The sequence below is a fragment of the Chryseobacterium sp. Mn2064 genome (assembly GCF_049319685.1).
Taxonomy (GTDB): Bacteria; Bacteroidota; Bacteroidia; order Flavobacteriales; family Weeksellaceae; genus Chryseobacterium.
Map to the genome: position 1 here is coordinate 1,306,868 of NZ_JBMOUE010000001.1, position 18,784 is coordinate 1,325,651.

Annotated in this window: 17 protein-coding genes; 10 read left to right on the top strand and 7 right to left on the bottom strand. The window is 36.3% G+C overall.

Going from position 1 to position 18,784, the window contains the following annotated elements; genetic code table 11:
• The first annotated feature begins 35 nt into the window (after window positions 1-35).
• The 3 genes from cysI (at window position 36) to ACL9RH_RS05715 (ending at window position 6,426) form a co-directional block, all read left to right on the top strand.
• Window positions 36-1,709, top strand: a complete 1,674-nt coding sequence (cysI, locus tag ACL9RH_RS05705) for an assimilatory sulfite reductase (NADPH) hemoprotein subunit (protein ID WP_422692375.1) — start codon at window positions 36-38, stop codon at window positions 1,707-1,709.
• A 330-nt stretch (window positions 1,710-2,039) separates the two neighbouring features.
• Window positions 2,040-4,916 carry a TonB-dependent receptor gene (locus tag ACL9RH_RS05710; RefSeq protein WP_422692376.1) on the top strand — a complete coding sequence of 959 codons (2,877 nt, stop codon included), beginning with the start codon at window positions 2,040-2,042 and terminating at the stop codon, window positions 4,914-4,916.
• A gap of 4 nt (window positions 4,917-4,920) precedes the next feature.
• Entirely contained in the window at window positions 4,921-6,426 is a 1,506-nt protein-coding gene (locus ACL9RH_RS05715; protein WP_422692377.1) for a TSUP family transporter, read from the top strand.
• A gap of 301 nt (window positions 6,427-6,727) precedes the next feature.
• Here ACL9RH_RS05715 and ACL9RH_RS05720 read toward each other — a convergent pair whose 3' ends face one another.
• The 4 genes from ACL9RH_RS05720 to ACL9RH_RS05735 all read right to left on the bottom strand — a co-directional run bounded on the left by ACL9RH_RS05720 (window position 6,728) and on the right by ACL9RH_RS05735 (window position 10,258).
• Complete coding sequence (locus tag ACL9RH_RS05720; protein WP_422692378.1) at window positions 6,728-7,636, bottom strand: helix-turn-helix domain-containing protein; 909 nt, start codon at window positions 7,634-7,636, stop codon at window positions 6,728-6,730.
• 72 nt (window positions 7,637-7,708) lie between these two features.
• On the bottom strand, window positions 7,709-8,638 hold the full coding sequence (locus ACL9RH_RS05725; RefSeq protein WP_422692379.1) for an NAD-dependent epimerase/dehydratase family protein: 930 nt from the start codon (window positions 8,636-8,638) through the stop codon (window positions 7,709-7,711).
• A 217-nt stretch (window positions 8,639-8,855) separates the two neighbouring features.
• Entirely contained in the window at window positions 8,856-9,248 is a 393-nt protein-coding gene (locus ACL9RH_RS05730; protein WP_422692380.1) for a DoxX family membrane protein, read from the bottom strand.
• A 26-nt stretch (window positions 9,249-9,274) separates the two neighbouring features.
• On the bottom strand, window positions 9,275-10,258 hold the full coding sequence (locus tag ACL9RH_RS05735) for a polysaccharide deacetylase family protein (RefSeq protein ID WP_422692381.1): 984 nt from the start codon (window positions 10,256-10,258) through the stop codon (window positions 9,275-9,277).
• 90 nt (window positions 10,259-10,348) lie between these two features.
• On the opposite strand from ACL9RH_RS05735, the gene ACL9RH_RS05740 reads away from it, so the two are divergent.
• Window positions 10,349-11,206, top strand: coding sequence for an AraC family transcriptional regulator (locus tag ACL9RH_RS05740; RefSeq protein WP_422692382.1), 858 nt, complete (start codon window positions 10,349-10,351; stop codon window positions 11,204-11,206).
• A 93-nt stretch (window positions 11,207-11,299) separates the two neighbouring features.
• Here ACL9RH_RS05740 and ACL9RH_RS05745 read toward each other — a convergent pair whose 3' ends face one another.
• Window positions 11,300-11,791, bottom strand: a complete 492-nt coding sequence (locus ACL9RH_RS05745) for a hypothetical protein (protein WP_422692383.1) — start codon at window positions 11,789-11,791, stop codon at window positions 11,300-11,302.
• 187 nt (window positions 11,792-11,978) lie between these two features.
• Window positions 11,979-12,377 (bottom strand): VOC family protein, encoded by a 399-nt coding sequence (locus tag ACL9RH_RS05750; protein ID WP_422692384.1) that lies wholly within the window; start codon window positions 12,375-12,377, stop codon window positions 11,979-11,981.
• Between the two features lie 76 nt (window positions 12,378-12,453).
• On the opposite strand from ACL9RH_RS05750, the gene ACL9RH_RS05755 reads away from it, so the two are divergent.
• Complete coding sequence (locus tag ACL9RH_RS05755; protein ID WP_422692385.1) at window positions 12,454-13,626, top strand: MFS transporter; 1,173 nt, start codon at window positions 12,454-12,456, stop codon at window positions 13,624-13,626.
• 6 nt (window positions 13,627-13,632) lie between these two features.
• Entirely contained in the window at window positions 13,633-14,382 is a 750-nt protein-coding gene (locus tag ACL9RH_RS05760) for a DeoR/GlpR family DNA-binding transcription regulator (protein WP_422692386.1), read from the top strand.
• 53 nt (window positions 14,383-14,435) lie between these two features.
• Here ACL9RH_RS05760 and ACL9RH_RS05765 read toward each other — a convergent pair whose 3' ends face one another.
• The gene (locus tag ACL9RH_RS05765) at window positions 14,436-14,828 is read right to left on the bottom strand and encodes a Fur family transcriptional regulator (RefSeq protein ID WP_422692387.1); all 393 of its coding nucleotides are present in this window, start codon (window positions 14,826-14,828) and stop codon (window positions 14,436-14,438) included.
• A gap of 88 nt (window positions 14,829-14,916) precedes the next feature.
• On the opposite strand from ACL9RH_RS05765, the gene ACL9RH_RS05770 reads away from it, so the two are divergent.
• The 4 genes from ACL9RH_RS05770 to ACL9RH_RS05785 all read left to right on the top strand — a co-directional run bounded on the left by ACL9RH_RS05770 (window position 14,917) and on the right by ACL9RH_RS05785 (window position 18,760).
• Window positions 14,917-15,255, top strand: coding sequence for a MerC domain-containing protein (locus tag ACL9RH_RS05770; RefSeq protein WP_422692388.1), 339 nt, complete (start codon window positions 14,917-14,919; stop codon window positions 15,253-15,255).
• Between the two features lie 11 nt (window positions 15,256-15,266).
• A complete protein-coding gene (locus tag ACL9RH_RS05775) occupies window positions 15,267-16,466 on the top strand; it encodes a GTP-binding protein (RefSeq protein ID WP_422692389.1) in 1,200 nt (399 codons plus the stop codon).
• Between the two features lie 76 nt (window positions 16,467-16,542).
• Window positions 16,543-17,937 carry an alkaline phosphatase gene (locus tag ACL9RH_RS05780; RefSeq protein ID WP_422692390.1) on the top strand — a complete coding sequence of 465 codons (1,395 nt, stop codon included), beginning with the start codon at window positions 16,543-16,545 and terminating at the stop codon, window positions 17,935-17,937.
• Between the two features lie 208 nt (window positions 17,938-18,145).
• The gene (locus tag ACL9RH_RS05785) at window positions 18,146-18,760 is read left to right on the top strand and encodes a TetR/AcrR family transcriptional regulator (RefSeq protein ID WP_422692391.1); all 615 of its coding nucleotides are present in this window, start codon (window positions 18,146-18,148) and stop codon (window positions 18,758-18,760) included.
• The last annotated feature ends 24 nt before the right edge of the window (window positions 18,761-18,784 follow it).

Here is an 18,784-nt window from a genome sequence, read left to right on the forward strand (position 1 = left end):
ACAAAAACATTTGTAAAATTTAAAGAAATCAATCTATGAGCAATAAAGATAACCTTTCCCCTGTAGAAAGGATCAAAACTGCGAGCAACGGCCTTAGGGGAACCTTAAAAGAAAGCCTTGCAGATCACATTACAGGAGCCATCAGAGAAGATGACCAGACCCTGATCAAATTTCACGGAATGTATCAGCAGGATGACAGAGACCGAAGAGAAGAACGTGTTTCCAAAAAACTGGAATGGTTGTATTCTTACATGATTCGTCTTAGACTTCCAGGTGGCTTTTTAACCCCGGAACAATGGGTAGGATTGAATGAAACCGCAGAAGATCATTCCACGGGAACCATCAAAATTACAACAAGACAGACGATACAGCTTCATGGGATCTTAAAATCACATTTAAAACCAACGATTCAAAGTTTTAATCTCCAGCATCTGGATTCTATCGCGGCTTGTGGAGATGTGAACAGAAACGTAACCTGTACAGCCAACCCTTCAGAATCACCTTTACATCAGGAAGCTTATGAATTGGCAGGAAAGATCAGTGCCATGTGTCTTCCTAAAACCCAATCATATTATGATATATGGATTGATGATGAATTGCTTGTAGACAGAAAATCAGAAGAAGATCCTTTATATCAGGACCGTTACCTTCCCAGAAAATTAAAGATCGGAATTGCTGTACCTCCAAATAATGATGTAGACGTATTTATCAATGATATTGCCCTGATCGCCATTATTGAGAATAATACAATCGTAGGTTACAATATCGCGGCCGGAGGCGGATTAGGAGCCACTCACGGAAATGAAGCAACGTATGCACGTCTTGCTTCTGTACTTGGGTTTGTAGACACAGAAGAAAAAGTTCTGAAAGCCGTTTACGAGATCATCACCGTACAAAGAGACTTTGGAAACAGAAGCGACAGAAAACTTTCAAGGCTAAAATATACGATTGATAAACTAGGGATTGATCAATACAGAGCCGAAGTAGAAAAACGAACGGGATTCAGCTTTGAACCTGCCAGAGAATTTACATTTGAACAGAGAAAAGACCGTTATGGCTGGATACAGAACCATGAAGGAAAATGGTTTTATACTCTCTTTGTAGAACATGGAAGAGTGCTCAATACTCAGGAATATCCTTTGAAAGAAGGATTGTTGAAAATTGCCAGACTTGGTAAGGCCAACTTCCGTTTTACCTGTAATCAGAACCTTATTTTAGCTGATATTGAGGAAAAAGATAAACCTGAAATTGAAAACATTTTAAAAGAACACGGAATTTCAGATTATACCAGTGGAGCAAGCGCCTTACGTAAAAACTCTGTTGCCTGTGTTGCCCTGAATACCTGTTCACTCGCTTTAGCCGAAGCACAACGTTATTTACCTTCTTTGGTTACTAAAATAGAACCTATCCTTGAAAAATATGGCCTTTTAGAAGAAGATATTACCATTCGTATGACGGGTTGCCCTAACGGTTGCGGAAGATCTCCCAACGCTGAAATAGGTTTTGTAGGAACTGCTTATGGCAAATATAACCTTCATATTGGCGGAGACCGATTGGGAATGCGTCTTAATACAAAGTTTAAAGAAAACTTAGGCGAAGAAGAAATTCTTACCACATTGGACGAGCTTTTGGGAATTTATGTACAGAAAAGACTTGCAGATGAAACATTTGGTGATTTTTCATACCGTTACTTACACACCTTAAATTAATTATATGGCTAATTTTCATTATGATCTGAAAAAAAACAAAAAAACTAAACCACTTCATTTAGGCGGACGAATGTGCATGTGTTGTTGATTCTCAAAATAACAATACAAACAAAGCTGTCTAAACTTTACAAAATCACAAAAGTTTCAAATACATTAGTTTTTTTAAGAGCCAAACTTTGTGCATAACAAATTACCTAAGTTTTGTAAAAATCTTTGATTTTAATCTAATGTGAGCTTTTCTTCGACTTACACTGAAAACTTTTGTGGTTAAATACAATCAATAGAAAAGTTCAGACAGCTTCATTCTCACCCTAAAAAAATGAAGCAAAAATGAAAAACAAAAAACAGGGAAATTTTCTACCAAAAGCAGGTATTATTGCATTTACATTTTTATTTTTTAATCTGGCAGAAGCCCAGCAACAGCTTATAGAACTAAGCGGAACAATTAAAAGTACAGGAACCCGAAAAGGATTAGATTCGGTACAGGTACAGATCCAAAGTACAGAAGATACAGCATTAACGGATCAATTGGGGAATTTTAAAATCAGAACGAGGGTAACCATTCCATTTCGTTTGGTCATTAATAAAGAGGGATTTGCCAGTCAGACTGTTGAAGTTCTTTCCCCATCCAATAAAATTACGGTGGGATTGAATCCTCAAAATACAATCATTGATGCCGTTGTCATTTCAGCATCAAGGGTTCCGGAAAAAATACTGCGATCTCCAATAGCGATTGAAAAAATTGATATTAAAACCATTAGAGAAAGCCCCGCTGCGTCTTTTTATGAAACCTTAGAAAATGTAAAAGGGCTGCAGTTACTCACCTCCAGTCTTACCTTGAAAATTCCTAATTCCAGAGGATTTAATTCTCCCAATAACTTTCGCTTTATGCAATTGGTAGATGGGGTAGATGTACAGTCTGCAACGTTGGGAGTACCATTGGGAAATGCGATTGGGCCTACAGAATTAGACATCCAGTCTATGGAAGTTACTCCCGGTGCAGCTTCGGCATTGTACGGAATGAATGCTATTAACGGATTAGCAAGTCTTCAAACCAAAGATCCATTTACCTCTGAGGGATTAAGTGTGTACTTTCGCGGAGGAGTCAATCATGTAGACAATGTTAATCATAAAATAAGTTCCTTAGGAGAAAGCGCCCTTCGGTTTGCCAAAGTTTTCAATAAAAATCTGGCAGTCAAAATTAATGCAGCCTATTTTACAGGAACAGACTGGATTTCCAATAATCTGACCGATCAGAATCCCAGTTCACTCATTACAGCCAATCCTAATTTTCAACTGGCAAACAATCCGGCAGAAGATCTTTGGAATAAATATGGAGACGAAAGAAACAACAGAGTAGCCATAAAAGTAGATTACAACGGAAAACCTACTACTTTTAATGTTTCAAGGACAGGATATTTGGAAAAAGATCTTGTGAGCCCGGAAGTGAAAAATATAAAATTTGATGCCGGATTGTATTATCGCTTTGGTGATCAGTGGAAAGCATCTTATGTTTACCGCTATGGCCTTTTGGACGGTACTTTCCAGAGAGGAAATAAAATACGGTTACAAAATGCCACTGTTCAGAATCATAAGGTAGAGCTTACAGGCAAAGAACTTACTTTCAGAGCGTATGTATCGATCGAAAATACAGGAGATTCTTACAATCTGAAACCTTTAGCAGATAATCTCGATCTGACGAATCTTTCGAATAACAACTGGAAAAGCTTATTTCAGACTGCTTTACAAAACAACATCAATGCAGGAGTGAATCTCAATGATGCTTTTATTCTGGCTCGCAAAGAGGCCGACAAAAATAGAGTAGTTCCGGGAACTGCTGCTTTTGAACAATTGAAGAATACCATTATCGGGATTAATAATTGGGATTCAGCCAATGCAGGAATTGCCGGAGCCCCCGCAACAGGAGGCGCTAAACTGGAGCAAAAGTCACGTTTTTATCAAGGCGAATTAACGTACGATCTCAGCAGATTTGTAAAGTTTTTCAACCTTCTTGCAGGAGTGGATTACCGTTTATACAGCATTACTCCTGATGGAAACAATTTTGTGGATTTCAACAGACCCGTTAGTGAAAGAAATGTTCCTTTAGCTAATGGTACATTCGGAAAAGATGTGATTTATGAGAAGTATGGAGCTTTTGCGCAGCTTACCAAAGTTTTCTTTAATGATAAATTAAAATTGAATGCTGCGTTACGTATTGATAGAAACCCTGAATTTGAAGCCAAACTCAATCCTAGGATAAGCATTGTATATTCACCTGTCAACCAGCATAATTTCAGAGCATCTTTTCAGAATGGGTATCGGTTTCCTTCTCTGTTTGAAGCCCTCTCATTTGTTAACAATGGAAATGTAAGAAGAGTAGGTGGTCTCTCCAAGGTTAATGAAGGATTGGGATATCTGGAAAACTCATATACCATTGCTTCTATAGATCAGTTTACAGCAGCAGTGAATGCCGATGTAGATGCCGGGAAAAGTCAGAGCCAAGCCGCACAGGATCATAAACAGCTTTTAACAATAGCGAATCTGCAGAAACTGCAACCCGAAAAAATCAATTCTTTTGAAGTAGGATATAAATCTGTTTTCTTTAATAATAAATTGGTTCTGGATTGGGATTTCTATTATAATATTTATGAAGGATTCCTGGGCCAGGTAGAGGTTGCAGTTCCCAAAAACAGTCAGGTAGGAAGCAATGCTGCTGTTCTTGCGATGCTGGACAGAAGCAAACAGGACCGATACCGGGTTTATACCAACAGCAATACAACTTATAAGAGTTATGGAACATCATTAGGCATCCGATATAATGTGACCGGAAATTATAATATCAATACAAACGTTTCTTATAATAATCTTGCTTCCAACAATTCCTCTGATCTGTTTATCACCGCCTTTAATACCCCAAAATGGATGGTCAATGTCAGTGTAGGAAACAGAGAAATTGTCAAAAATATAGGGTTTACTGTTGTTGCGAGATGGCAAAATCGTTTTATGTGGGAAAGTCCTTTAGCATCAGGAGAAATTCCTGCATATTATACGATCGACGCTCAGGCGACGTGGAAACTCCCGGAAATTCATGCCAATATAAAAATAGGCGCAACGAATCTTTTGAACCGCCGATATTTTCAATATGCAGCAGGACCTGAGATTGGAGGTTTATATTATCTCGCTTTTACCTATGATTTAAAACTGTGATCAAATGAGTAATTCTTTATATCCCATATTTTTAAAACTTGAAACCCTTTCCCTGCTGCTCATTGGTGGCGGGAAAGTAGCCCTCGAAAAACTGGAATCTATTCTTGCAAATTCTCCTGAGACTTCTATAAAGCTTGTCGCAAAGGAAATTATTCCGCAAGTTAGAGAACTACAACATCAATATCCCAATATCATTCTTCACGAAAGACCTTACAACGAGAATGATTTTCATGAAATGGATCTTGCGGTGATTGCGGTAAACGACATTACTTTGGCAGGAAAGATCCGTGAGCAGGCTCATCATAATCATGTATTAGTTAATATTGCAGATAAACCGGATTTGTGCGATTTTTACTTAGGTTCTATTGTCAAAAAAGGAAATCTTAAAATTGCTATTTCAACCAATGGAAAATCTCCGACAATCGCTAAAAGGTTAAGAGAAACGTTTACTGATACTATTCCTGATGAAATGGATCTGGTATTAGATAATATGCAGAATATCAGAAATCGGCTTAAAGGTGATTTTAATTATAAAGTGAAAGAGCTTAACAAAATTACTACAGAATATCTTTCTGAAGGAAAAAAATCCAACGTTGAGATTGAAAAATTGATCAATATTACTAAAATTGCCCAAAGAAAAGCCAATATTTATCTGGCTATCATAGGAGTATTTTTGGTTTTTGGGATTTTTGGACTGGTTGTTTATCAATTTGATCTTTATGGAGATATTCAACATTTCCTGAATAAAGATGGTCATATATTTTACTGGATGCTGTTTGCCGGTTTTATGGCAGAAATGGTGGCAGGATCTATGGGAATGGGATACGGTGTTATATGTACTACGATTTTATTATTGCTGAATGTTCCACCGCCTGTGGTTAGTGCGAGTATTCATTCTGCGGAATCATTTACAACAGCAGCCGGAAGTTTCAGTCATTACAAGTTGGGAAATGTAAATAAAAAAATGGTTTGGGTATTGTTTCCTCTGGCCATTGTTGGCTCTATTATTGGCGCTTTGACATTATCTCATTATGGGGAGCATTATGCACATATTGTAAAACCCATTATTGCCTGTTATACTTTGTATCTTGGATTGAATATTTTAAAAAATGCCTTCAAAAGCAAAAAAAATAATCAGATTAAAGTTAAAAAGAGAACTAATCTCAGAGTGTTGGGATTGATAGGTGGTTTTATAGACTCTTTTGCAGGAGGCGGATGGGGTCCCTTAGTTACAGGAACTTTGATTAAAGAAGGAAGAATTCCCCGATATGTGGTTGGAAGCTCAACGGTTGCGAAATTTCTACTTACGGTTACGAGTGCTGTTACTTTTATCTTCACTATTGGCATTCATCACTGGAATATTGTTTTGGGACTTCTGTTGGGAGGCGTTTTTACAGCCCCGTTTTCGGCTATGCTTACCTCTAAACTTCCTACGAAGAAGATGTTTGTTGTGGTAGGAATAGTGGTGATTATTATGAGTCTTATCACTATTGTTAAATCTTTACTATAAAATCTGGTTACCCAATTCATTTTTGGTAGCTTTTTGGTTGAAGAGTGTTTTTAAACCACAGATGATACAAATTTTCACAGATAATTGTGGGTGATTTTCTAGAAAATACATCAACATAGAATATTATCTTTTTAGCCACAGATGACGCAGATTTGCACGGATGATTGTGTGTAAGGGGAGTGTAGAAGTTTCTTCTGTGTCGTTTGATTACCACTTTTTTGAGGTTACTCTATTATAAAATCAGGAAAAGTAATTTTGGTTCTATTGTTATGGGGTGTTTCAAATAGATTTCAAGTAGTTTTTAATTAAAAGATTTTCGGAATTCTACAGGAGAAACAGTAGTTCGGTTTTTAAATAAACGGTGGAAAGATTGTGGATGTTCGAATCCTAAATGATAAGCAATCTCAGAAACAGACATGTTGGTTGTGGAAAGCAATTCTTTAGCCTTTTCTATCAATCTGTTCTGTATATGCTGTTGAGTGGTTTGCCCAGTATGCGTTCTGAGCATATCACTGAGATAATTGGGACTGATATTCAGTTGTGAAGCAATAAGCTGTACAGAGGGAATACCAACAATCGCCAGTGTCTCATTTTTAAAATAGTCATCCAGTAAATTTTCAAGCTGGGTAAGAAGATCGTGATTTACTTTTTTTCTGGTTAGAAACTGACGGTTGTAAAAACGGTCGCAATACTTTAGCAGCAAATCGATGTTGGATATTAGAAGATCCTGAGTATAGCCATCCATATTGGCTTCTATTTCCCTCTCGATATTCACAAGGATATCTGTAACGGTTTTTTCTTCTTTTTCGGAAAGATGTAATGCTTCATTGGCCGTGTAGGAGAAATAACCATAATTTTTTATACCCGATGCCAATGGATATCCTTGCAGAAAATCCGGATGAATCACAAGAACACTTCCTTTCACTTCGGAAAGTAGAATATTTTCAAACTGTACAACCTGATGGGGAGCAATAAAGTACATGATTCCATCTTCAAAATCATAGTATTGCTGGCCATATTTGAACTTCCCGGCACATTCATTTTTAATGGCAACCACATAAAAATCTGTAGTTACGGCACTCAGAAGAGTTTGGGGATCAACGGAAACATCATTAAAATCAAAAACACTAATTAAAGGGTTGGAAGGTTTCTTCAACTTCAAATAATGGTGTAAAGCCGTAATGGAGGTTACTTTTTCCGGTGTTTTCATAGTTGACCTTTTTAAGGTTGGGTAATGCATTAAAACTTTTCAATTCTAAGTTACGATTTTGAAAGCGTTGGTTTACTTTTTCTGTTCTTTTTTGATCTGTTCAATTCCTTGTCTGTAAGTGGTCACTTGAAATTCGGGGAATCTTTTTCTAAATTTTGAATCATCAAAAATATTATCATATTCATATCTCGGAAGTAATTCCTGCAATTCTTTTGCATTTTTGTTAAACAAGGCTCCTATTTTAAAAGCAAACTTAGGAATTACAGAATATCGGAATTCCTGACCGTAGACCTCGGATGCTAATGCAATAAATTCCTGATAAGTAAGTTTATGATGGTCTACAGGAAGATGCCACGTTTGCCCGAAAGCATCCGGTGTATTTCCAATGAGTGCAGTGGCACGGCTGGCATCAGGAGTCCAGATAAGGCTTCTTATTGTATGATCTCTCAAAGGAACTTTCAGTTTTTTATCTTCTTTTATCGCATTAAAAATGAGACTATTGGTAATGCTTTGTGTTTTTCCTGGGCCATAAAATTCAGGAGCTCTGCAGATTACAGCATCTATTGAACCAGCTTCCATTTCTTTCAGAAGCATACTGGTCATTTTTTCTCTTACTTTTCCTTTTCTTCCTACAGGAGCAAATGGGGTTTGCTCTGTGAGAATTTGGCTATTCTGAGGGTACATATAGGTATTGTCAAAAAACACGAGCTTTGTCTTATTGATGATACAGGCATCTATTACGTTTTTCAGAATCAGAAGAAATTGTTTTTCCCATAACTCGGTATCCATGGGAAGTCCAAGTGTAAAATAGGCAACTTCACTTCCTTTTACCGCTTCTATTGCTTTCTCTCTGTCTGAAAGATCTGCAGAAAAAACGGTATCTGTATCATTTACTTTTGCTGCTTTTCTGCTTACAATTCTGATGTCTGAGGTATAATTCCGTTTCATTTCTCTGGCCAGTTCTTCACCAATTTGGCCGTTGGCTCCTAATATCGTTTGCATCATTTTATATTTTGAGGGTTTATATTCTGTTGAAAATAAATATTTTGAACAGCTTTTATTTCTGATACAAAATTCTGATATCCTTATGAAAAGAAAGTATCCTAATCCGCGGAAGTTGTAACATAATCTCCGAAGGTTGGGCTTGATTTGTGAATAGGGTAAAGATTACCAATAGAAACCCAAATGAATCTGTTAATAATCATTACCCACACAAGAGTTATTTATTCTCTTTATCCAATGTCAGGGAATTGTCTTCTATTCTGCTGATGAGTATATAAAACAGTCCTGCGTAGATCATCTGAACACCCATTGCTTCCCAGTTTTCAATAGTACTGCTTCCAAAAAGCAACACAATCATCAGAAAAGCACCGGCTATGTTTGCGATACGGGTTTTAAAACCAATTATCAACAACAATCCGATGATAAGTTCAAAAAAGGGCAGTATCATTCCAAAAGGGTACACCATAGCTTGTGGAAGCCAGCTTTTTTCGAATCCCTTCATCATTCCTGATGCAAAATCCTGAAGTTTGAGAATCCGCACCAATCCGTGACCTAAAAGATTGACTCCCATAGAAATTCTCAGGAAAAAATAGGCTGTTTGTTTATTCATAGTTGTTTATTTTTAATTATGATTCTTTATTTATTATATTTTTCTTCGCTATTATCTACAGGAGTATTAGGATCATTTATTACCATTTTAGCAATGTCATCTTTTCTCATAAAGACTACCCCTTGTTTTTCTTTGGTATATTTTATAAATTCTTCCATCGCATGAACCATTGCAGGAGTTCCGCCAATTCTGTCATGGAAACTGATACTCATCATTCTTCTTTGGGAAGCTCCTTCTTCATAAAGACAATCAAACTCAAATTTTAATTGGGTAAGAAACTGATCCGGGCTCCAGTGTTTTCCTTCAATATTTACAATATCATTATTACGAAGGGTATAAGGTATTACAACAAAGTTTTTCCCTTTCACTTTGATAATAAAAGGTTCATCACGGCTCAGATCATCAATATGATAGAGAAAACCAAGCTCCTGTAAGGCTTTTAAGGTGTTTGTACTTCTTCTCAACCAATTGGCATTGTAACCGACTGCTCGTTGACCTGTAATTTTTTCTACAACATCTACACCTTCTTTTATAAACTTTAATTCATCTGTGTAGCTTTTGTTCCATTGATTGTCCCAGGTAATTCCATGAGCGGCTATTTCATGTCCTCCATTTGCGATTGCCTTAGCAACATCCGGGTATTTTTGTGCTGCTGTGCCTACAACATGAGACGTTACTTTAATATCATACTTTTTCCACAAATCCAGCATACGATAAATTCCTTCGTTTCCACCGTATCGGTACCAGCTTTCCGCAGGAAGATCGGGTTGTCCCTTGGGAAGAGGTGTTCCACTGAACGGGCTTTCTGCTCCTTCCGGCTGCCCACCGGTTTCAAACTGCATTGAAACAGATATGACCAGCTGAGCACCATTTGGCCAATATTTTTTTGTCGGAAGTTTTGTTTCCTGTTTGTCTTTTTTCTCTGATTTCGGCTTGTCATTGTCTTTGGAAAAGGACATTAATACAATAGTAGATGCAAGCAGCAATGCAGATTGTCTTAAATATTTCATTGTTAATGTATTTGTAAGACAAAATTGATCAATAATCCGTCATGAAGTATTGTAAAAATAAATGGTAAATTTGTAAAAATCCATTCTATTATGAAACGAATAGTGAATTTTAATTCTTTTAATGTTTTCAGTGTTGAAAAAGAAAATTGGGATATTGAGTATCACAATCATAATTTCTATGAACTCATCATTATCGAAAAGGGAAAAGGAGTTCACCATCTCAACAATATTACATTTCCTTATAAAAAGGGAGATGCTTTTTTGCTAAGACCCAGTGATGCTCATGAGTTTACCATCAAAAACAAAACCCGTTTCATTTATATAAAATTCACAGAGCTTTATTTATGGGAAAACCTTCTTGCGAATACAAAAAATGAATTAAAAAAAACGATTCAGCTTCTGATGGAAGACCATTCATTTGTATATGAATCTGTTATTAAAAATACAGCTGATAGAGTACATCTTTTGCAGCTGGCACGCATTCTATTGTACGAATTCAGCCATAAGAATACCTATAATAAAGAAATAACAGCTGATCTTTTTGCGGGTATTTTTACCATTCTGATCAGAAATACGATGCACAATGTTTCCGCTAAGAATTGGGTCACCAAAAATCTGAGCAGGATCGAAAAAATACTCTATTATATTAATGTAAATGTATTGGATGCTGAAAAAATGAAGATTGAAAACCTGGCAAAAGAATGTATGCTTTCTCCTAATTATGTCAGTATTTATATCAAGAAGCAGACAGGATTTTCTATACAGCAACACATCATGCAACATAAAATAAAGGTGGCCGAAAAACTTCTTCTCCAGAGTCATTATAACATCAGTGAAATTGCAGATAAACTGGGTTTCAATGATGCAAGTCATTTCAATAAAATATTTAAAGGATATCAGCAAATATCTCCTTCTGAGTTTAAAAAGAGAGCTAATGGTAGCTTATAATTCATTACCACAAATGCACAAATACAAAATATTTGTGCATTCGCAGTTCATTATAAAATGATTTTTCTATTAGTAATTGGGATCTTTTCCGATCTATATTTTCACGCCAATTGCTTTCAAAGCACTGGATGTTAAATAGATATCGTCAAAAACAGTAAGCGACTCTACATCCTGAAAACCTGCAGGAAGCAGATCGTTTTTATTAAAAGATAATTCTATGGAAGGATCATAAGACGCTGTAATTCTTACTTTTGAATATCCGTTATAATCTACTTTAAAGCCTTCAAACATACATTGCAGTTCTGCCTTCTGATATTCTGTATATTCTTCAAATCCTACGATATCTGTTCTTTTCCCGTTATTATGTTCCAAAGATTTCCATGAAGCATAATTTTTGGGTTCTTTAAGGATGTTTCCCTGAGAATCTACAGGAACAAACATTCCCAATGTAAGGCTCTTTTTTAGAAAATTGGCATAATTATTCATCAAATTTAAAATTTGAAGATCGGCATATCCTTCATGTGAATAATATTCAATGACGAAGGTGGTCATCGGGATCAGCTTATGAGAAGCGTCAGTCGGCATAATTAGTCTTTTTCTTTAATCGGGCGATAAAATTAATATTTTTATTTACTTTTCCCAACGTAATGCTATCAATAGGGCAGTATTTATACCGATTCTGAATAACAATAAAGAAGATGAAACTGTTTATTTTCCACTGTTTTTCAAAGAAAAAATGATTTTTTTTCTCCTTCTGACTCCTTTTATTTTCTTATACTGTAATTTCAATCCAATTCCCTTCAAGATCTTCTATGACACTTTCATAATATCCGTCTCCTGTAATTCTGGGTTCACCAACAACTTTATAACCATCGTGACGGAGCTTTTCCGTAAGATGATCTACCGTATCTTTACTTCCCACTGAAAAAGCAATATGCGCATATCCTTTCATAAAACCCCGGATATTTTTGTTTTCGGGAATATCCGGTCGTTTCATGAGCTCTAATCTCGCTGTGGAATCATCTGAAAAAGTCAGAAAATAGGATTCATACTTTTTGGCGGGGTTTACATATTTCTTATTACTGTTCATTCCAAAATAATTGATATAGAATGTTTTCATCAATTCTAAATCGTTACACCAAATCGCATAATGGTCAATTTTAATGTTCATTTCAATTCTTATTTTTAAATTTTATTTTGCAATATTATGCAAATTTGCATAATATTGCAAAATAAAATAATTAATTATGATCGACAAAAAAACTGTTCATGCTAAAAGAGCTACCCAATTTATATTTCTGATTTGTGGATTAGGAATAGCGAGCTGGGCACCGATGGTTCCTTTGGCTAAAGACAGATTAGGACTGAATGAAGCAGATTTAGGGCTGTTACTCCTTTCATTAGGGTTGGGAGCATTGGTAACAATGCCATTGACAGGAGTTTTCATCAGTAAATTGGGAACCAGAAAAGTAATTATGGGCAGTGTTTTATTTGCTGCTTTATTACTTCCTTGTTTACTGATTATTTCCAATATTTATCTTATGGCACTTGTACTTTTTGCTTTTGGATGCAGCATAGGAGGGATAGATGTTGCGATGAATGCTCATGGAGTTCAGGTACAGAACAGTTATGGAAAACCGATTATGTCTTCATTACACGGTTTATTCAGTGTTGGTGGGCTGTTTGGATCTTTGGGGTTAGGATTTTTAATTAAAATGGGACTGAATCCTATTCATGCAGCGATTACCATTTCTATATTGCTTATCTTATTATTAATCTTTCAGTATAGAAATCTGTTTAATTATTCAACAGAGAAAGAAATCATCATGAAGTTTTCTCATGTAGATGAAGAAAAAGCGGTTTCCAGTCGTTTTCAGTGGTTCAATTCGAGTGTTTTATTGTTAGGCCTGATGTGTTTTATTGTTTTTCTTTCAGAAGGAGCGATGTTGGACTGGAGCGCTATCTTTTTAAGAGATAATAAAAATATTGATCCTGAATTCTCAGGAATCGGATACGCTTCTTTTTCGGTGGCCATGGCTGTTATGAGGCTTACCGGAGATTCTATTGTAAGTAAATTCAGCGGAAAAACGGTGGTAATTGGGGGAAGTATTCTGGCTTCTTTGGGTATCTTTATTCTGACCTTCAGTCCATGGTTGATTTTGTCTCTTACAGGGTTTATTTTCCTTGGAATGGGAGCGGCTAATATTGTTCCTGTCTTTTTCAGTGTAGGAGGAAAGATCCCTGGATTGTCACCTACTGTTACCATTCCGGTGATTACGACGATGGGATATGCAGGGCAGCTTGCGGGGCCGGCATTACTAGGTTTTATTGCTCATCATTTTTCTTTGACAATAGCTTTTGAAACCATAGCTTTGCTGTTTATTGCAGTTGCTGTTATTTATAAACTCAGGAAATCATAAACGATCATGTTAAAAGAAGAACGTTTCGAGACTATCATTAGCCAGTTAAAAGAGAAGAATAAGGTTAAATTTGAAGAACTTGCCCTATTACTTCACGTGTCTGAAGATACCATCCGAAGAGATATTGATACTCTGCACCGGAACGGATTATTATCAAAAGTAAGAGGCGGTGCGATGTTGCGGGAAAAAGATCCGTTATCTTTTCAGGACAGACAGTCGTTTCTAACCAAGGAAAAAGATATTATTGCCCTTAAAACCCAGCAATTTTTAAAAGATGGTATGACTGTTTTTATGGATGGAGGAACAACCGTATGCGCTGTTACTAATTATATGCCTTTGGACATAAAACTGAGAATTATTACCAATAATTATTCATTGCCTGCCATTCTTAGTAAATTTAAGAACATTGAATTGGTCATGCTTGGCGGGATATACCATCATGATTTGGCTGTAACGATAGGAACAACCACCTGTAATGAAGCCTCTCAGTACATTGCCGACCTTTTTATCATGGGAACCTGTGCCATTGATGTAGATTTTGGAATTTCCGCCACCGCCATTCCCGATGGAGAAACGAAAAAAGCAATGGCTCAAGCGTCCAAAAGGATAATTGCTTTAGCCAACCGAAATAAACTGCGCCGCACAGAAGCTTTTAAAGTATGCAACATTCATGATATCGAAAGTCTGATCACAGATCTGGATTCCAACGATCCGGAACTTGAACCTTTCAGAAATACTGGTATTCAGATCATCTAATAATAATCCTTCCAACTTTGGAGGGATTTTTTATAGATAAGAATTTCTTTCCTTTATTGTGATACTGCACATTTAGGGCAAATACCACTGATGATAAAATTGTATTCCTGAGCAATAAAATGTTCTGGTAAACTAATTTCCGGAATAGCATTTTCAATACAGGTCACAGAATGACATTCTTTACAGTTAAAATGCACATGGTTATGAAAATGTTGTTCACTTGTACATTTCCCGATACATTTAGCAAAATTAACCACTCCGTCTATATTTACAATTTTGTGAATAGCGCCTTCATTTTCAAGTCTTTCCAGAACCCTGTAAATAGTAACTCTATTGCACAAATCTCCTAGTTTCTTCTGAATATCAGAGTGGGTAAGTGCAACCTCAGATTCGTTAATCAGGTTTAAAATTTCAGTTTTTGCGTGCGTATTTCTTACTTGTTTCATTTTTTAATGCAACAAAGTTGCGTTATTTGAAAATTAATGTATACTTTTGCAACAAAGTTACGATAACAAATTTAAATCCCATCCTTTAATGAAATCAAAAATATTAGACACCATAGGAATTTCTGCGGCAGTTTTATGCCTCATTCACTGTATTGTTTTTCCATTGCTTATGATTATTCCTTTGGGAATCTCTCACAATCCTTATATAGACTTTGCTTTTTTGCTCGTTGGGGCTGTTGTGGTTTTCAGAATCACCAAACAAATATCCAGTCGTTGGCTGAAGTGCCTATTCTGGATTTCTATAGGCCTAATATTGATCTCCGTATTGGCAGATTTAATATTTGAGGTACATATTCCCTTAATCTATCTAGGAGCGGCAGGCCTTATAACAGGTCACATTATCAATTTCAAAAATCATAAACACTAATTTTTAAAGATATGACTAAACTTCCTGTAACAGTATTGAGCGGTTTTCTGGGAGCCGGAAAAACCACTTTGCTGAATCATATCCTCCACAATAAAGAAGGATTAAAGGTCGCTGTAATTGTTAATGACATGAGTGAAATCAATATTGATGCCCGCTTAGTTGAAAATCAGAATACACTTTCCCGAACGGAAGAAAAACTGGTAGAAATGAGCAATGGATGTATTTGCTGCACGCTTAGGGAAGATTTGATGGAAGAAGTAGAGCGTTTGGCTCAAGAGAATCGCTTCGATTATCTCCTGATTGAAAGTACCGGAATCAGCGAGCCGGTTCCTGTAGCGCAAACCTTTTCCTATATAGATGAGGAAAGTGGGATTGATCTTTCCCGTTTCAGCTATGTAGATACCATGGTAACGGTGGTGGATTGTTTCAATTTCATGAAAGATTTTGGTTCAAGTGAGCTTCTGATGGACCGTGAACTTACTGATATGGAAGGAGATTACAGAACTATTGTTAATCTCTTGACTGATCAGATTGAATTTGCAAACGTCATTATTCTAAACAAAACAGACCTTGTAGATCACGAAACATTGGGATTCTTGCAATCAGCCATATATAAATTAAATCCTGAAGCCAAGATTCTGCATTCAGAATTTAGTCAGGTAGATATCGGGGAAATTATCAATACCAAGCTCTTTGATTTTGATAAAGCCCAGGCTTCGGCAGGATGGCAGAAAGAACTGCAGGGAGAAACTCATACTCCTGAAACAGAAGAATATGGCATTGGTTCTATGGTTTTCAGACACAAAAGACCATTTCATCCTACCAGGCTCTGGAAATACCTCAATGAAAACTATCCTGAAGGCATATTCCGGGCTAAAGGTTTATTCTGGCTGGCTTCCCGCCCCAATGATGCTCTCAATTTCTCACAGGCAGGAGGTTCTTTCCGTCTTGAAAAAGCTGGAGTTTGGTGGTGCAGTATGCCAATGAGTCAAAGAGCACAATATGCTTCTTTCATAGAAAATCAGGATTTTATAGAAAGCAGATGGGATAAAGATTGGGGAGACCGCGTCAATGAGCTTGTCTTTATCGGACAGAATCTGGATAAAGATCAGATAGAAGAAGACCTTCAGAAATGTCTTATCAGCGATTATGAAAAAGATTTTTTTAAACAGGAACGTACTTTTCAGGATCCGTTTCCCAGCAATATATAAAGTTAACTTTTAATTAATGCAACAATGTTTCGATAATTAAATAAATAAAATAACTTGCATCATATTTTGTAATAAAATGGATAGAAGAAAATTTCTAAAAGGTTCAGCATTGCTTTCCGGAGTATTAACTATATCTCCTTTTGAGTTATTCAGCTCTAAAGAAAAAGCCAACTTAAATACAGCTGGAAAAGCAAAAAATATCATATTTATGGTCAGTGACGGAATGAGTCTCGGGACTCTTTCTATGGCAGATCTGTATGCCAGAAATATTTTAGGGAAAGGGAGTAACTGGATGAATCTTTATCATGATAAAAAAGTTTCACGAGCACTTATGGATACTGCTTCGGCCAGTTCTATTGTGACTGATTCTGCTGCAGCGAGTTCTGCTTTTGGAGGAGGAATAAGAGTAAAGAATGGTGTATTGAACATGGGAGCTAATGGAGAGAAGCATGTTCCTATATGGCAAAAATTCAAAAAGGCAGGTAAAAAAGCGGGTTGTGTAACGACTGTAACCATTACTCATGCTACACCGGCAGGTTTTTGCGTTAATTCAGCTCAAAGAAATGCAGAACCACAGATCGCAGAGATGTATGCAGATCTTGAAATTGATGTACTTATGGGCGGAGGGGATGAGTTCTTTAACCCGGAAAAAAGGGAAGATAAAAAAGATCTGTACGCTGTTTATAAGAAAAAAGGATATCAAATCCTCAAAAACAGCCATGATCTAAAAAATACAACCCAGAAATCAAAAACTCTCGGAATTTTCAATACCGGAGCTTTGCCCTATTCTATAGACAGAGCAACTCTTGCTGAGTTTAAGGAAACTCCAACTCTAGCGGAAATGACCAAAACAGCCATTGATCAGTTGAAAGATCATTCCAATGGTTTTGTACTTCAGGTAGAAGGGGGAAAGGTAGATTGGTCGGCTCACGCCAATGATGTAGCAGCACTTATTCACGATCAGCTGGCTTTTGATGAAGCGGTGAAAACAGCCATCGATTTTGCGGAAAAAGACGGAAATACCTTGGTGATCATCACTACAGATCATGGAAATGCCAATCCGGGAACCATTTATGGAAGTGATGCTACGAAAGGCTTTAACAGTATTTCAGATTACCAATATACCAATGAATATCTTCTCAATAACATCCACAAGGATTTTTCTATGAAAGATATTAAGGATTGGATTTATACAGGAAATAAAATTACTCTGACTGATGATGAAGCTAAGCACTTACTAAGTTTCTATAACGGGCTGGAAAAGGAGGAAGGACTGTACAACTATAAAAAACTTCCTTTCAAAATATATTCAGAGATTCAGAAAAAACATAATTCTGTAGGGTGGATCAGTATGGATCATTCAGGAGATTATGTTGAAGTGGCCGCTTTTGGTCCCGGCAGTGAGCTTTTGCAGCCTTTTGTAAAAAATACAGATCTGCATTATCTGATGCTGAAAGCAACTCAAATATAAAAGACACATTTTTTAAACACATTATACATTTTTAACAGATTTTTTGAAACAGAGCGGATATTATTCGCTCTGTTTTTCTTTTCTATTTGATAAATGAAATATTATATGACATTGATTTAAAGCTGTTTTAAAATTTAATCAAATGATTAAAATAATTGATTAACTTTTGGAAATTGTTTTTATATTTGTAGAAGAAATTGAAAAGGGAATGAAAAAAATAGATGCCAGTACGGAAGAAAAAATTAAAAATGCTGCCCGTACTGTATTTTATAAAAAAGGATTTGCAGCAACCCGAACGAGAGATATTGCGGAAGAAGCAGGAATCAATCTGGCATTGCTCAATTATTATTTCCGAAGCAAAGCAAAACTGTTTGAAATGATTATGATAGAAACTATGACAGGTTTTTTTCAAAATTTGATGATGGTACTGAACAGTAAGGAAACCACTCTTGATGAAAAGGTAGAACAGGTTGTAGAGCGGTACATTGATCTTATCATTAAAGAACCGGAAATTCCGACCTTTATCATTAGTGAGCTTCGCAATAATCCAGATCTTTTACTGCAAAAAATTCCTTTAAAAGAAGTCATACAAACTTCTGAGTTTTTGAAACAATATCAGGAATCTGTACAGAAAGGGGAGATGAGCGAACCCAACCCACTGCATTTTCTCATCAATATATTAGGTCTTACAGTTTTTCCTTTTATTGCCAAACCTATGCTTCTGGGAAGCAGTCAACTGAATGACAAAGAGTTTGAAAGCCTTATGTTGGAACGCAAAAAAAAGATCCCTATCTGGGTAAAAGCGATGATGGTAGCAGAATAATTTTAAATCGAACAGTAAATGATT